Source organism: Notoacmeibacter sp. MSK16QG-6 (assembly GCF_024158145.1).
Taxonomy (GTDB): domain Bacteria; phylum Pseudomonadota; class Alphaproteobacteria; order Rhizobiales; family Rhizobiaceae; genus Notoacmeibacter.
The window spans coordinates 1,064,808-1,078,686 of sequence record NZ_JAMYXM010000001.1 but is presented as its reverse complement, the minus strand read 5'-3'; the positions used below and the strand labels follow the sequence as shown (position 1 = coordinate 1,078,686).

The 13,879-nt window shown below is 59.4% G+C and carries 14 protein-coding genes; 7 read left to right on the top strand and 7 right to left on the bottom strand.

The window, feature by feature from the left end; genetic code table 11:
* Positions 1 to 67: 67 nt before the first annotated feature.
* The 5 genes from rbfA (at position 68) to pnp (ending at position 5,577) form a co-directional block, all read left to right on the top strand.
* A complete protein-coding gene (rbfA, locus tag NIM86_RS05120; RefSeq protein ID WP_253379704.1) occupies positions 68 to 490 on the top strand; it encodes a 30S ribosome-binding factor RbfA in 423 nt (140 codons plus the stop codon).
* On the top strand, positions 487 to 1,545 hold the full coding sequence (gene truB / locus NIM86_RS05115) for a tRNA pseudouridine(55) synthase TruB (RefSeq protein ID WP_253379703.1): 1,059 nt from the start codon (positions 487 to 489) through the stop codon (positions 1,543 to 1,545). Before rbfA ends, truB begins: the two co-directional genes overlap by 4 nt.
* A 73-nt stretch (positions 1,546 to 1,618) precedes the next feature.
* On the top strand, positions 1,619 to 2,749 hold the full coding sequence (corA, locus tag NIM86_RS05110; protein WP_253379702.1) for a magnesium/cobalt transporter CorA: 1,131 nt from the start codon (positions 1,619 to 1,621) through the stop codon (positions 2,747 to 2,749).
* A 145-nt stretch (positions 2,750 to 2,894) separates the two neighbouring features.
* Positions 2,895 to 3,164 carry a 30S ribosomal protein S15 gene (rpsO, locus tag NIM86_RS05105; protein WP_094075801.1) on the top strand — a complete coding sequence of 90 codons (270 nt, stop codon included), beginning with the start codon at positions 2,895 to 2,897 and terminating at the stop codon, positions 3,162 to 3,164.
* Positions 3,165 to 3,426: 262 nt separating this feature from the next.
* A complete protein-coding gene (gene pnp / locus NIM86_RS05100; protein WP_253379701.1) occupies positions 3,427 to 5,577 on the top strand; it encodes a polyribonucleotide nucleotidyltransferase in 2,151 nt (716 codons plus the stop codon).
* 75 nt (positions 5,578 to 5,652) lie between these two features.
* On the opposite strand, the gene NIM86_RS05095 is transcribed toward pnp, so the two are convergent.
* Entirely contained in the window at positions 5,653 to 5,904 is a 252-nt protein-coding gene (locus tag NIM86_RS05095) for a hypothetical protein (RefSeq protein ID WP_253379700.1), read from the bottom strand.
* Positions 5,905 to 6,009: 105 nt separating this feature from the next.
* Between NIM86_RS05095 and NIM86_RS05090 the strand changes: the two genes are divergently transcribed.
* Positions 6,010 to 7,065, top strand: coding sequence for a class I SAM-dependent methyltransferase (locus tag NIM86_RS05090; RefSeq protein ID WP_253379698.1), 1,056 nt, complete (start codon positions 6,010 to 6,012; stop codon positions 7,063 to 7,065).
* Here the strand turns inward: NIM86_RS05090 and NIM86_RS05085 are convergent.
* The 5 genes from NIM86_RS05085 to NIM86_RS05065 form a co-directional block, all read right to left on the bottom strand.
* On the bottom strand, positions 7,059 to 8,603 hold the full coding sequence (locus tag NIM86_RS05085) for a bifunctional diguanylate cyclase/phosphodiesterase (protein ID WP_253379697.1): 1,545 nt from the start codon (positions 8,601 to 8,603) through the stop codon (positions 7,059 to 7,061). The genes NIM86_RS05090 and NIM86_RS05085 overlap by 7 nt on opposite strands.
* Before the next feature lie 254 nt (positions 8,604 to 8,857).
* Entirely contained in the window at positions 8,858 to 9,661 is an 804-nt protein-coding gene (fabI, locus tag NIM86_RS05080) for an enoyl-ACP reductase FabI (protein ID WP_253379696.1), read from the bottom strand.
* Between the two features lie 10 nt (positions 9,662 to 9,671).
* Positions 9,672 to 10,889: a beta-ketoacyl-ACP synthase I gene (gene fabB / locus NIM86_RS05075; protein ID WP_253379695.1), complete on the bottom strand. Its 1,218-nt coding sequence runs from the start codon at positions 10,887 to 10,889 to the stop codon at positions 9,672 to 9,674.
* Positions 10,890 to 10,950: 61 nt separating this feature from the next.
* Positions 10,951 to 11,469: a 3-hydroxyacyl-[acyl-carrier-protein] dehydratase FabA gene (gene fabA, locus NIM86_RS05070; protein WP_253379694.1), complete on the bottom strand. Its 519-nt coding sequence runs from the start codon at positions 11,467 to 11,469 to the stop codon at positions 10,951 to 10,953.
* A gap of 178 nt (positions 11,470 to 11,647) precedes the next feature.
* A complete protein-coding gene (locus tag NIM86_RS05065; protein WP_253379693.1) occupies positions 11,648 to 12,202 on the bottom strand; it encodes an SH3 domain-containing protein in 555 nt (184 codons plus the stop codon).
* Between the two features lie 191 nt (positions 12,203 to 12,393).
* Here NIM86_RS05065 and NIM86_RS05060 point away from each other — a divergent pair, with 191 nt between their 5' ends.
* Positions 12,394 to 13,389 (top strand): D-glycerate dehydrogenase, encoded by a 996-nt coding sequence (locus tag NIM86_RS05060; RefSeq protein WP_253379691.1) that lies wholly within the window; start codon positions 12,394 to 12,396, stop codon positions 13,387 to 13,389.
* A gap of 177 nt (positions 13,390 to 13,566) precedes the next feature.
* Here the strand turns inward: NIM86_RS05060 and NIM86_RS05055 are convergent, their stop codons facing one another.
* Positions 13,567 to 13,806 (bottom strand): hypothetical protein, encoded by a 240-nt coding sequence (locus tag NIM86_RS05055; RefSeq protein WP_253379690.1) that lies wholly within the window; start codon positions 13,804 to 13,806, stop codon positions 13,567 to 13,569.
* Positions 13,807 to 13,879: the final 73 nt, after the last annotated feature.

Genomic DNA, 13,879 nt, shown 5'->3' with positions numbered 1-13,879 from the left:
CGCCGCCTCATTCTTGTCGGGTCGGTTCCACCCCGCCCCGTCGCCATCCTTGAAAGGAAGGCTTTTCATGTCGCGTTTCGATCGTTCGAAGGGACCGAGCCAGCGCCAGTTGCGCGTTGGCGAACAGGTTCGTCATGTGGTCGCCGAACTGCTTCAGCGAGGCGAGATCGCCGATCCTGTGCTGGACGGCGCGGTGATTTCCGTATCCGAGGTGGCTATGAGCCCCGATCTAAAGATCGGCACGGTCTTCATCACGCCCATGGGCAGTGACAAGGGCGACGAGATCGTCAAGGCGCTGGCGCGCCACCGCGGCTTCATTCGCAAGCGTGTTTCGGCCAGCTTGAAACACATGAAATACATGCCGGATTTCCGGTTTCGTATCGACACCAGCTTCGACAATTTCAGCCGCATCGATAATGTTCTGCGTAGCCCCGAAGTGGCGCGCGATCTCGACCGTTTCGATGATGGCGACGGGGAGAACGACGAATGAACGAAGACACCCGTGGTCGTCGCGGCAAGCCGAAAGGCAAGGGGCCCCGCCAGCGCAAGCGAAAGGGCCGTCCGGTCAGCGGCTGGGTCATTCTAGACAAGCCGTTCGGCATGGGCTCCACCGAGGCGGTCTCGAAGATCAAATATCTGTTCAACGCGGAAAAGGCCGGCCATGCCGGCACGCTCGATCCGCTGGCGTCCGGCATGTTGCCGATTGCGCTTGGCGAAGCGACCAAGACGGTGCCTTTCGTGATGGATGGCATCAAGGTTTATCGCTTCACCGTTTCGTGGGGCGAGGAAAGGTCCACCGACGATCTGGAAGGCGAGGTCACGGAAACGTCCGAAAGTCGACCCTCGCGCGAAGAGGTCGAAGCCATCCTCGCCGATTACGAAGGCGTCATCATGCAGGTGCCGCCGCAGTTTTCAGCGATCAAGATCGGCGGCGAACGCGCCTATGATGTCGCACGTGGCGGCGAGGCTCTGGAAATTCCGGCGCGCGAGGTCGAGATCGACCGGCTCGAAATCGTTGAGATGGATGAAGCCGCAGGCACGACCGTGTTCGAGGTCGAGTGCGGCAAGGGCACCTATGTCCGTTCGCTGGCCCGCGACATGGGCCGCCAGCTTGGCTGCTACGGTCATATTAGCGAACTGCGCCGGGTTGAGGTCGCGCCCTTCGTCGAGGAAGACTTCGTCGAACTCGAAGCGCTGGAAGCTGCGCGAAAGATGGGCGACGATGAGGTAGAAGCAGCGGTTGCGTCCGACGATGCCGCGCGCGAACGCGGCGAAGAGCCGGCGGACCGCCCGCGCATTGAACGGTTTGCCGCGCTCGACGACCTGCTGATCGCGACGGCGGCTGCTCTGGAAGATTTGCCTCACGTCGCTCTCAACGACGATGCGGCGACGCGCGTCCGGCTCGGCAATGCGGTCATTATTCGCGGGCGCGATGCGCCGACCGAAGCCGAAGAGGCCTTCGTGACCAATCGCGGCCGGCTTGTGGCGCTGGGAGCAATCGAAGCGGGGCAGTTTCAGCCTAAAAGAGTGTTCACCCATAGCTGATCGGGTGGTTTCGCTCTTTCCTTCGGATGACGGCGCGCTTTTTCAATTGAATCGAAACGCCGGGTGAATGGTTATGGCCGAACTGTCCGAAACGATAGATCGCAAGCCTAAGCGAAGCCGCCGCAAGAAGCGGCGTGACAGGACGCGACGCGCGCCTGTCGGTGCAGCGCCGGGCACCTTGATCTCCGATCCCGACGCTCATCAGCCTCGCCTGACGCTTCGTGTTCTGGGCGAAGACGGTCGGCACGAGGTTCATGACGATATCGCGCTGGCCGATCTGGACAGGCTGGGGCGCGGATGGTCGAAAATGTGGCTTGATTGCACGGGCCTTGCGCAGGCGGAACTGGTCGAAGAGATCGGCCAACGTTTCGGTTTTCATCCGCTGGCGCTGGAGGATGTGCTGAATGTCGGACAGCGGCCCAAGACCGAGTTTCACGACGATCACCTCTTCGTCATCCTTCCCATGCTGGACGGCCAGAACGAACGCGGCCGAGAGCAGGTCGCGATTTTCTTCAGCCAGACATTCGTGATCACCTTTCAGGAGCGGCCGGGCGACGTGTTCGATCCCGTCCGGCGGCGGATCGATGCTGGCGGCAAGCGGCTGTTCGACAGGGGAGCGGACTATCTGGCCTACGCCCTGATCGACGCGATCGTGGATGGCTATTTTCCGCTGCTGGAAACGCGCAGCGAGGAAATCGACCGTCTTGAAGACGACGTACTCGACTATGCTGAACAGGAGCAACTCACCCGTATGTACGAGATGCGGCGAGAAGTGCGCCATCTGCTGCAATTATTGTGGCCGCTGCGTGACGCGGTCGCTGCGCTTGTGCGTACGGAAAGTGAGATCCTGTCCGACGATACCCAGCGCTTTCTGAACGATACGCAGGATCACGCGATCCAGCTTCTGGAAATGAGCGAGACGCATCGCGACACGCTGACAGGGCTGATCGAATTGCATATGAGCCTGGCATCCGCGCGGACGAACGAGGTGGTGAACCTCCTGACGATCGTTTCCACCATCTTCATTCCGCTCGGCTTTCTGGCAGGTCTCTGGGGCATGAATTTCAACCCGGAAACGTCGCCCTGGAATATGCCGGAACTGAGCCTCTATTTCGGCTATCCCACAGCTCTCGGCCTCATGCTGATTATTGCGCTTGGCCTGATCTGGTACTTCCGGCGCAAGGGCTGGCTCGGCCGCGACTGACCGGCTTTCATTTCTGTCACAAATGCCTTATAGCCACCCCATGGCCGGTGAGGTTCGATCCTCTCCGGCTATTTGTCATGGCCCCCGCTGGACGACATCCCGGCGAAGGGCGTCCCGATCCTCCTGATTTCGAAAGGAAAATCCGATGTCGATCACTGCTGAGCGCAAGGCCGAACTGATCAAGGAATATGCGACCGCCGAAGGCGATACCGGTTCGCCGGAAGTCCAGGTCGCGATCCTGACCGAGCGCATCACCAATCTGACCGAGCACTTCAAGGGCCACAAGAAGGATAACCATTCCCGCCGCGGCCTGCTGAAGCTCGTCTCGACCCGCCGTAGCCTTCTGGACTACGTCAAGAAGAAGGATGAGGAGCGTTACCGCAAACTCATCCAGAGCCTCGGCATCCGCCGCTAAGGCAAGCGAGACGGCCCCGGCTTAAATAGCACCGGGGCCGTTCCCATATCGTAGAGGGAGCGCGGCGTCCGCGCCGCGAACCGCACCATCCGAAGGCCTGTCACGGGGCAGGATTGCAGGATGCTTCCGCCGGAAATGCCGGACAATCGAAGCCTCCTGCCGTCTTGCCCGTGGCCAGCCCGAAGCACCGCAGGAATGCCTGTCGTGGGCGCAGCAGAAAGCGCGCCGGAGACCGGCTAACGCAAGATGAAAGACGTTTCGTATGTTTGAACACCACAAAGTCGAAATCGAGTGGGGCGGCCGCCCTCTCATTCTGGAAACCGGCAAGGTCGCACGCCAGGCCGATGGCGCAGTTGTCGCCACCTATGGCGAGAGCGTCGTGCTCGCCACTGTCGTTTCCGCCAAGGAACCGAAGCCCGGCTTCGATTTCTTCCCTCTGACCGTCAACTACCAGGAAAAGGCGTTCGCTGCCGGTAAGATTCCCGGTGGCTTCTTCAAGCGCGAAGGCCGTCCGTCTGAAAACGAGACGTTGACCTCGCGTCTGATCGACCGTCCGATCCGCCCTCTCTTCGCCGATGGCTACAAGAACGACACGCAGGTCGTCCTCACCGTTCTGCAGCACGATCTGGAGAACAACCCGGACATTCTGGCGCTCGTCGCGGCGTCTGCCGCGCTGACCCTTTCCGGCGTTCCTTTCATGGGTCCGATCGGCGGCGCGCGCGTCGGCTATATCGACGGTGAGTACGTCCTCAACCCGCATATCGACGAGATGGAAGAGAGCGATCTCGATCTGATCGTCGCCGGCACCAACGATGCCGTGCTGATGGTGGAATCGGAAGCCGATCAGCTCGACGAAGAGACCATGCTCGGCGCCGTGATGTTCGGCCACAAGGAATTCCAGCCGGTCATCGACGCCATCATCAAGCTGGCGGAAGTCGCTGCAAAGGAGCCGCGCGAGCACAACGCACCGGACAACTCCGCGCTCGAAAACGATATGCTCTCATTCATCGAGAACGATCTGCGCGCCGCATACCGCATCACTGACAAGGGCGAGCGCTACGACGCCGTCGACGCAGCCAAGGCCAAGGTCAAGGAAAAGTATCTTCCGGCTGAGGATAGCGACGAAGCGGGCGAATACACTCCGCAGCAGGTTGCCGACGCCTTCAAGGCGCTGCAGGCCCGCGTCGTTCGCTGGAACATTCTGGACGATGGCAGCCGTATCGACGGTCGCGATCTGCAGACCGTCCGTCCGATCGTCTCCGAAGTCGGCGTTTTCCCGCGCACCCACGGTTCGGCTGTCTTCACCCGCGGTGAAACACAGGCGGTCGTGGTCGCCACGCTCGGCACCGGCGAGGACGAGCAGTTCGTCGATGCGCTGACCGGCACTTACAAGGAGCGCTTCATGCTCCATTACAACTTCCCGCCCTACAGCGTCGGCGAGACCGGCCGCATGGGTTCGCCCGGCCGCCGCGAAATCGGCCACGGCAAGCTGGCATGGCGCGCGGTGCACCCGTTGCTGCCGGAGCAGGAGCAGTTCCCTTACACGCTGCGCGTGGTCTCCGAGATCACCGAATCCAACGGCTCATCCTCCATGGCGACCGTCTGCGGCACCTCGCTGGCGCTGATGGACGCGGGTGTTCCGCTGCAGGCCCCGGTGGCCGGCATCGCGATGGGTCTGATCAAGGAAGACGAACGCTTCGCTGTCCTTTCCGACATTCTTGGCGATGAAGATCACCTTGGCGACATGGATTTCAAGGTGGCTGGCACGGCAGAGGGCATCACCTCGCTGCAGATGGACATCAAGATCGACGGCATCACCGAAGAGATCATGAAAGTCGCGCTCGGTCAGGCCAAGGATGGTCGCCTGCACATTCTCGGCGAGATGGCGAATGCCATCAGCGAAGGCCGCTCGCAGGTCGGCGAGTTCGCCCCGCGCATCGAAGTGATGACGATCCCGACCGACAAGATCCGCGACGTGATCGGCACTGGCGGTAAGGTCATTCGCGAAATCGTCGAAAAGACCGGCGCCAAGATCAACATCGAGGACGACGGCACGATCAAGATCGCCTCGTCCAACGGCAAGGAGATCGAGGCGGCCAAGAAGTGGATTCACTCCATCACTGCCGAGCCGGAAGTCGGCGAAATCTACGAAGGCACGGTCGTCAAGACCGCCGATTTCGGAGCTTTCGTGAATTTCTTCGGTCCGCGCGATGGCCTGGTCCACATCAGCCAACTCGCCGAGGAGCGCGTTGGCAAGACCACCGACGTCGTCAAGGAAGGCGAAAAGGTCTTCGTCAAGCTGATGGGCTTCGACGAGCGTGGCAAGGTCCGCCTTTCCATGAAGGTTGTCGATCAGGAGACCGGCAAGGAAAAGCCGAAGGCCGAAAAGAAGAAGGAGGACGCAGCGGAGTAATCCACGCGTTCATCCAACTCACCAAGGGGCGCTGCGAAGCGCCCCTTTTTCTGTCCGGGTCGAAAGATTGCCTCGTCAGGGTCTGCGCCGCTGCAAAAGGCGGATGGTGGTCGCCGCATCGATGTGCAATGGCGCGGAAACCGCCCGTCGGACGTCATCGCGGCTGATACCGACAATGTCACGCAGGATGTTCTCGTCGACGTTCAGAAGCGTAGAGATGGAATCGCGGCGAAGCTTCTGTCGACGCTTTTCCATCGTCCATTTCCGCGCACGTTCGTAAAACGAGGTTCTGAGGCCCTCGGCCTCTGTGAGCGAATGCAATAGCATGTCATATCTCCTGTCTTTCATCGAAAAGATCGGGCATGACTGAAGTTCAATCAAACAAATTGTTTTGAGATAATGATCAATGAATTTGATTTATGCGGATGAAAAATGTCTAGCGCTAGCGATGCCTTGAACAAATCGCGACTGATAGCTCTGCCTTTTGAACGTGGTTGCGTAGACACCAAACCTGCACATCGTGTGCTCGTAATGGCTGCACCCGGCGATCTTCGGTTTCCGGCCGAATTTCAGGACGGTCTCACGATTATCCAAGGGTTTCGCCCCGACTTTCTCGCGCTTCAGAAGCGCGGCCTGAACGTCGTCTGCAGTCTCGATCAGATCGAAGGGACGGCTGCGTTCGATATCGTAATCGTCTGTCTGTCACGGCATCGGCGGTTAAACGAGACCATGCTGGCCAAAGCCGCGAAGGTCTGCGTCGATCATGGCGCCATTATCGCGGCAGGCAGCAAGACCGATGGCGCAGGAGCGATACGAAAAGCGCTCTCGAGGCTGACAGGCGATCTTCAGTCAATGCCGAAGCACCATGGCCTTGTCATGTGGCTCACCGTCGATGAGGCGGTGCGCACTGCGTGGGACGACGCTTTTGGAGATCGCGACAGCGTTTCGGCTTCCGGTTTTGTAACTGCGCCGGGTGGGTTCAGCGCTGATCGCATCGATGTGGGTTCCGCGCTCCTCGCAGAGCATCTGCCAGCCGATCTGTCTGGCGCTTGCGCCGACTTTTGCGCCGGCTGGGGCTATCTTTCCATCGCTGCATCGGAACGTTGCCCGGCTCTGACATCGCTCGATCTGTTCGAAGCCGACTGGGCGTCTTTGAAGGCCGCAGAGACAAACTTGTCCGGCATTGCAATGCCGAGAGCCTTTCACTGGCGCGATCTCAGCAGCGAGCCCGTCGAGGGCCGCTTCGATGTCATTGTGATGAATCCGCCATTTCATACCGGCCGCGCGGCGGAGCCGTCACTTGGCGAAGCGATTATCGAGCGGGCGTCGACTTGTCTGAAGCCGGGAGGCCGCCTTTTTCTCGTGGCCAATCGGCAGCTTCCTTACGAAGCCGTTCTGAACAGTCGGTTCCGGAATGTTCGGTTCATGGCGGAGACATCGATATATAAGGTGATCGAGGCGGCCCGTCCGGCCGCATCCCCTCAGTGATAGGTCGCGCCGACGGCCTTGGGCAACAAGCGCGCATCCGCATCGTTGGCGGACACAAAGGTGGAGAGCGGCGCAGGACGGGCATAGTGGAAGCCCTGAACCGAGTCGCAGCCAGCGGCCCGAAGCAATGTCGCCTGATCGGCGGTTTCCACACCTTCGGCGAGGGTCTCGGCGCCAAGGGCGCGGGACAGGCCGACAATCGTCGAGATGACGGCGCCGGTCGTGTCGTCTTCCTGCAGGCGGCAGACGAAAGACCTGTCGATCTTCAGCTTGTGGAAAGTAAAGTCCATCAGATAGCTGAGATTGGAGTAGCCGGTTCCGAAATCGTCAATGGCGATCTGCACACCCATATCGGCCAGGCTGGCCATGACCTTGCGCGCTTCCACGCGGTCCATTGTCATCGCCGTTTCCGTGATCTCCAGTTCGAGGCGATGCGCCGGCAGTCCGGACTCCTCAAGTGCCTGGTGAACGGTTTCGGTCAGGTTTCGGTCGCTGAACTGAACCGGTGAAAGATTGATCGCGACATAGGTGTCTTCAGGCAGAAGCCGTGCGTCGTGACAGCCCTGGTGAAGCGCCCATTTGCCGATCTGCAGGATCATGCCGCTCTCTTCGGCGACGGGAATGAATTCGTTGGGCGGAATGATGCCGCGCTGCGGGTGCTGCCAGCGGATCAGCGCTTCGTAGCCGACGATCCGCTCGCCTTTAAGTGAAAGTTGAGGCTGATAATAGAGGACGAAATCACCGCGATCGATCGCATCGGTCAATTCGCTTTCGACCCAGTGGCGATAGTCGGCCACGCGGCCCATCTCGCTTTCGAAGCAGGTCCATCCACCGACGCCTTCGGCTCTTGCACGCTGCAGGGCCAGATTGGCGCGGCGAACAAGCTGTAGCGGATCGCGCCCATCCTTGGGCATGGCGACCACCCCGGCGGAGAACGTCACCGTTTGGTGATGTGTTTTGAGACGGTAGGGTTCCATGAGCCGCTCGACGAGCCGATCGAGCATGCCTTCGAAATCTTCGACCTCGTCGTCGAGAATGACAGCGAACTCGCCGGCTCCCATCCGACCGATTTTCGCATCTTCACCGAAAAAATCGCGCAACCGTTCGCCCGCTGCCACAATCAGTTCGTCACCCTCTTCAAAGCCGATCTGATCGTTGATCTGCTTGAAACGGTCGATATCGACATCGATGAGAAACTGGGCCTTGCCGCTTTTCAGCACTTTGGCCATGGATTCGGCAATATAGCCGATCATCGCGACGCGGGTGTGAAAGCCGGTCAACTTGTCGATATGTGTTTCCTGAAAAACGTAGTCCTCGGATTCATCGACGCCGGCAAAGAAAGATAACGCGGCGAACATGGCGCATAAGGCGCATAAGGCGGCGACCGAGGCGATATAGACGTCCATCGTGACCGACGATGTCGGATCGGTGAACATCCGCGAGACATACACCGTACCGCTAACAGCCGCGATCCCCAGAGAACCAAGGGTTGCGAGACGGACAGCTCTGCTTCTTTTCGGATTTTCTATTTTTTTCATCGAGACAGCTTCCGGTGATTTCACCGACACCCTGCACCGCGAGGAATTAAAGCCCTGTCAGAAAATCAGGTTAATGAAGGATAAAGTTTGAGTTGTTTTATCAGGAAAAAAGTCTCCTTCCGGCTTCAAAGGGTATGAACCACTGGTCCAGACTATGAGCAGCGACCCTGAAAAGACCGGTCGGATAAAAACGAAACTTGAGCAGATCGCGCCCGTTTTCAGCGGAAATACCAATTGCCTGCTAAAATCGAATGCTACTCGCTCGGCTTTTGGAGATTGTCCAGACGTGGCATGGAGGTGATGTTGAAACCGCTATCGACATAGTGGATCTCTCCTGTAACCCCACCCGAAAGGTCGGAGAGCAGGTAAAGCGCCGAGCCGCCCAGTTCATCGAGCGTGACCGTTCGGCGAAGCGGCGCGTTGCTGGCCTGATGGCTGAACATGGCCCGCGCATCGGCGATTCCTGCGCCTGCAAGGGTCCGCACCGGTCCGGCGGAAATCGCGTTGACGCGAATGGCGTCCTGACCGTAATCGGCGGCCAGATAGCGCACGGACGCTTCCAATGCGGCCTTTGCGACACCCATCACGTTGTAATTGGGCATGACGCGCACCGAACCGGCATAAGTCAGCGTCAGGATCGAACCGCCATCGGGCATCATCGCCGCCGCCCGTTTCGTGACCTCCGTGAAGGAGAAGCACGAGATCACCATGGTTCGCGAGAAATTTTCGCGCGTCGTGTCGGCGTACAGTCCCTTCAGTTCACTCTTGTCTGAGAAGCCGATGGCATGAACCAGAAAGTCCATGCTGCCCCATTTATCCTTGAGCGTTTCGAACGCAGCGTCGACAGACGCGATATCTTCCACATCGCAGTCGATCATCAGGTCGACGCCCAGATCCTCCGCAAGCGGCCTGACCCGTTTTCCAAACGCTTCGCCCTGATAGGTCACGGCCATTTCCGCGCCTTGCGCAGCAAGGGTTTTGGCGATGCCATAAGCGATTGAGTTGCGGTTCGCGATGCCCATGACAAGGCCGCGTTTTCCCTTCATGAGTCCGTCCACGACCGTCTCCTCAATCCTGGTAGCGCTGGAAAACGAGCGTGGCGTTCGTGCCGCCGAAACCGAACGAGTTGGAAAGCGCGACATCGAAAGCACCCTCCCGCCGTTCGGTCAGAATGGGTACGCCCTCAAATTCCGGATCGAGCGTCTCGATGTGAGCGCTCTCGGCCATGAAATCGTTCTTCATCATCAGAAGGCTGTAGATTGCCTCCTGAACGCCTGCGCCGCCAAGGCTGTGACCTGTCAGACTCTTGGTCGAACCGATATGCGGGATATCGTCGCCGAACACTTCCCTGATGGCGCCGATCTCTTTCTGATCGCCGACCGGCGTCGATGTGCCGTGCGTGTTGATGTAGTCGACCTTTGCGTCAACCGTTTCGAGCGCCATCTTCATGCAGCGGGCGGCGCCTTCGCCCGAGGGGGCTACCATGTCGTAACCGTCGGATGTCGCACCATAGCCGACGATTTCGGCATAGATCGTCGCGCCGCGCGCCTTGGCGCGCTCGAGCTCTTCCAGCACCAGCACGCCGGCCCCGCCGGCAATGACGAAACCGTCGCGATCGACATCATAGGCGCGCGATGCTTCGGCTGGCGTATCGTTGTATTTGCTGCTCATCGCGCCCATGGCGTCGAAAATGTTGGAGGAGGTCCAGTGGAGGTCCTCATGGCCGCCGGCGAAGACCATATCCTGCTTGCCCCACTGGATCAGCTCATAGGCGTTGCCGATGCAGTGCGCGGATGTGGAGCAGGCCGAACTGATGGAATAGTTCACCCCGTGAATCTTGAACCAGGTGGCGAGCGTCGCAGAGGCCGTGCTGCTCATAGCCTTCGGCACCGCAAACGGCCCGATACGCTTCGGCGACCCTTTTTCGCGTGTGGTGTCGGCGGCATCGACAACGATTTCCGTGGAAGGGCCGCCCGAGCCCATGATGATACCGATCCGCGGATCGGTGATGCCGCCTTCCTCCAGGCCCGCATCGGAAATCGCCTGCTTCATGGCGACATGGTTCCACGCGCCGCCACGGTGGAGAAAGCGCATGGCGCGCCGGTCGATCAGATCGGTCGGGTCGAGCGTTGGCATGCCCCAGACCTGGCTTCGAAAGCCGTGTTCGGCGAATGGCTCTGCAAAGCTGATACCGCTTTTCGCATCGTGTAGCGAAGCGGTGACAGCTTCGACATCATTGCCGATGGACGACACGATGCCCATTCCGGTTACGACGACTCGTTTCATGGGGCTCTCCCTTCCTTCACGGAGAAGTTCTGACCTGAAGGGCGCTCGGCCCCGGAGGTATTTATGCGCCGGCCTTTTCCTTCGAAAGGGCGACTTTCAGATCCGTGGCGGTGTAGATTTGCTCGCCATCGGCCTTTAGCCAGCCATCGGCAATGCCGAGATTGAGCCGACCCTTCATGACGCGTTTGAAATCGACCCCGTATTCGACAAGCTTGGTCTTCGGCGTGACCATGCCCTTGAACTTCACTTCGCCGGTCGAGATCGCCATGCCGTAACCGGGCAGGCCGAGCCAGCCGAGATAGAAACCCGTGAGCTGCCACATGGCGTCCAGCCCGAGACAGCCGGGCATGATTTCGTTTCCGATGAAGTGGCACGGGAAAAACCAGAGATCGGGTTTGACGTCGAGTTCAGCGCGGATCTGGCCTTTGCCATGCGCGCCGCCCTCTTCGGAGACATCGGTGATCCGGTCGAACATAAGCATCGGCGGAGCGGGCAATTGCGCATTTCCGGGGCCGAACAGTTCTCCGCGTCCGCACGCAAGAAGGTCTTCGTAGTCGTAACTGGATTTACGTTCGTTCATCGTTCGGCACTCATCTCCCTGACACGGTGCCGCGCAACTGCTCCTCGCCGCGCGGTTTCCGGCTGTTTTGCCCGGATTACACGGATCGGAGGCCGGACGAAAGCCTCAAAGGCTCAACCAGACGGGAAAACCGGCCTGGCGATTGCCCGTATTGGTTTCAGGGAGGAGAGATGACCTATCAGTCGCTGATCTGCTCACTCGGATAGACACCCCATAGCTGCGCCTGTCGCATATAGCCCTCGTGATTGTCATAGTCGACAATGCACCATTGGCCGTCGCAGGAGATGACATCGCCGACGGCTCCGGCCTCGACCTGCGCAACCAAGGGCGCATCCGGGCCTGGACTCCGGCGGAGCGGCAGCAGCGAGCCCTTTTGCCAAGGCGCGGCGACGCCGGTCCGCTTGCCGGTGAGAAGCGAGACGTGAATCCAGCCCTCGTCACCGCTTGCGTCGCGAACCTTGCGCCAATTGTCGTACTCTTGGATGATTTCCATCGGCAGGCCGGCCTTGCGGTAGTTCCATTCGACCCTGTAATCTCTGCCTGGGCCTGCTCTCATATTGATGCGCGAGGATTTGAGCGAGGCGAACCGGGGAAGGGGAAGGCCGGATGCGCCGGTCTCGATAGACCCGGTGATGTCCTGCGCCCGAGCCTGACCGGCTGGAAGGCACAACAGGAATATCCAGACGAAAACGGGGGCTAAAAGGGGCAGGGCGGCGCGCATCTGGCGGAACATTTTTCAGACCATCTCTCATCATTCGACCGGATCGGTTGAGGGCGCTACCTGCGATCAGGTCGATACTTTGCTTCGGACCGGCCCGCTGCTAAGGGAAGGGCAAGACGAAGCATTCACTACGGTCATCCTGCGCCGACAGGGTTAAAAGTGACTTTATCGAACGCTGAAAATTTTGGCGAGGAAGGGCTCCCATGACAAAACCCCGTGTTGTCCTCACCCGGAAACTCCCGGTTCCGGTCGAGCAACGCATGGGTGAACTGTTCGACCTTGTTCCGAACCCGGACGACCAGTCCCTGCCGCAGGAAGCACTTTTCGAGGCGGTGAAGACGGCGGATGTCCTCGTGCCGACTTTGACGGACAGGATCGATGCCGATCTTATCCGCGCAGCAGGCGATCAACTGCGCATGATCGCCAATTTCGGCGCAGGTACCGAACATATCGACGTGGAAGCGGCCAATCGCGCCGGCATCATCGTGACGAATACGCCCGGCGTTCTCACCGAGGATACAGCCGATATGACCATGGCGCTGATCGTCGCTGTGCCGCGCCGGCTTGTGGAGGGCAGCCAGGCCCTTCTGCAGATGAACGGTGAATGGAACGGCTGGTCGCCCAACTGGATGCTTGGCCGCCGGATATTCGGAAAAAAGCTCGGTATTGTCGGCATGGGTCGGATCGGCACGGCGGTCGCAAGGCGAGCGAAAGCGTTCGGTCTTTCGATTCATTATCATAACCGCGCGCCTGTCGCCGATCAGACCCAGGCGGAGCTGAACGCCACCTATTGGGACGATCTGGACGATATGCTGGCGCGGATGGATATCGTGACGATCCATACCCCGCTGACGCCCGAAACGCGCCACATGATCGATGCGCGGCGTTTGGCGCTCCTCAAAAGGGAAGCCTACTTCGTCAATGTTTCGCGCGGTGGTATCGTTGACGAGGCCGCATTGATCGATGCGGTGGAGGATCGCCGGATCGCCGGCGCGGCGCTAGACGTCTTCAACAAGGTGCCGAACGTCAATCCGCGCCTGCTGGAACTGTGCCGCCAGAACCGCATCACGCTCCTGCCGCATATGGGGTCCGCCACGCTGGAAAGCCGCATTGAGATGGGCGAGCGCGTGCTGATCAACATTCGTGTCGTCTTCGACGGCCATCGTCCGCCGGATCGGGTGTTGCCGGCGCGACGGTAAGCCGCTCCGCCATTAGGCGGGAGAGCGTCCGCAGGAAACGCCGGCGGTGTTGCCATGACCAATCCAGATGCGGGTTCATATGTCCGCTTGGAGCCCTATCAGACATCTGATTGTCGCAAAACAGATGGGTGTTTCGGAGCGCCATGGCGAAAGATGGCCATGCAGTTCATGTCTTGCCTATTTTGGTTCAGACAGGCGGTCGAGGTTACGTGCCGCCATCTCATGAAGCTCCCAGCTAGACATCCCACCCGCCCATAACCAAATCAATGCTATGACCAGATTTTTCCATTCAAAGAAGTTTAAGGAGTGTATCAGAGTAAACGCGGGACCAAGCCCGCCTAGGCCCAAAAAAATCAAAGCTACGCCATTCAGATAGGTGGATCGTAGTTTGATTTTCTCCCTTTCAGTTTCACTCATGCTTTTCCTGTGTGGTCAGTTAAATCGAAAATTTATAGATGTTATATGCGAACATTCTCACCAGTTGCATAGG

What these genes read in the sequence shown, in the direction of transcription:
- NIM86_RS05055 (WP_253379690.1), bottom strand. Translation starts at nt 13,806, where the DNA reads ATGAGTGAAACTGAAAGGGAGAAAATCAAACTACGATCCACCTATCTG.
- NIM86_RS05060 (WP_253379691.1), top strand. Translation starts at nt 12,394, where the DNA reads ATGACAAAACCCCGTGTTGTCCTCACCCGGAAACTCCCGGTTCCGGTC.
- truB (WP_253379703.1), top strand. Translation starts at nt 487, where the DNA reads ATGAACGAAGACACCCGTGGTCGTCGCGGCAAGCCGAAAGGCAAGGGG.
- fabB (WP_253379695.1), bottom strand. Translation starts at nt 10,889, where the DNA reads ATGAAACGAGTCGTCGTAACCGGAATGGGCATCGTGTCGTCCATCGGC.
- rbfA (WP_253379704.1), top strand. Translation starts at nt 68, where the DNA reads ATGTCGCGTTTCGATCGTTCGAAGGGACCGAGCCAGCGCCAGTTGCGC.
- rpsO (WP_094075801.1), top strand. Translation starts at nt 2,895, where the DNA reads ATGTCGATCACTGCTGAGCGCAAGGCCGAACTGATCAAGGAATATGCG.
- fabA (WP_253379694.1), bottom strand. Translation starts at nt 11,469, where the DNA reads ATGAACGAACGTAAATCCAGTTACGACTACGAAGACCTTCTTGCGTGC.
- corA (WP_253379702.1), top strand. Translation starts at nt 1,619, where the DNA reads ATGGCCGAACTGTCCGAAACGATAGATCGCAAGCCTAAGCGAAGCCGC.
- pnp (WP_253379701.1), top strand. Translation starts at nt 3,427, where the DNA reads ATGTTTGAACACCACAAAGTCGAAATCGAGTGGGGCGGCCGCCCTCTC.
- NIM86_RS05085 (WP_253379697.1), bottom strand. Translation starts at nt 8,603, where the DNA reads ATGAAAAAAATAGAAAATCCGAAAAGAAGCAGAGCTGTCCGTCTCGCA.
- NIM86_RS05065 (WP_253379693.1), bottom strand. Translation starts at nt 12,202, where the DNA reads ATGTTCCGCCAGATGCGCGCCGCCCTGCCCCTTTTAGCCCCCGTTTTC.
- NIM86_RS05090 (WP_253379698.1), top strand. Translation starts at nt 6,010, where the DNA reads ATGTCTAGCGCTAGCGATGCCTTGAACAAATCGCGACTGATAGCTCTG.
- NIM86_RS05095 (WP_253379700.1), bottom strand. Translation starts at nt 5,904, where the DNA reads ATGCTATTGCATTCGCTCACAGAGGCCGAGGGCCTCAGAACCTCGTTT.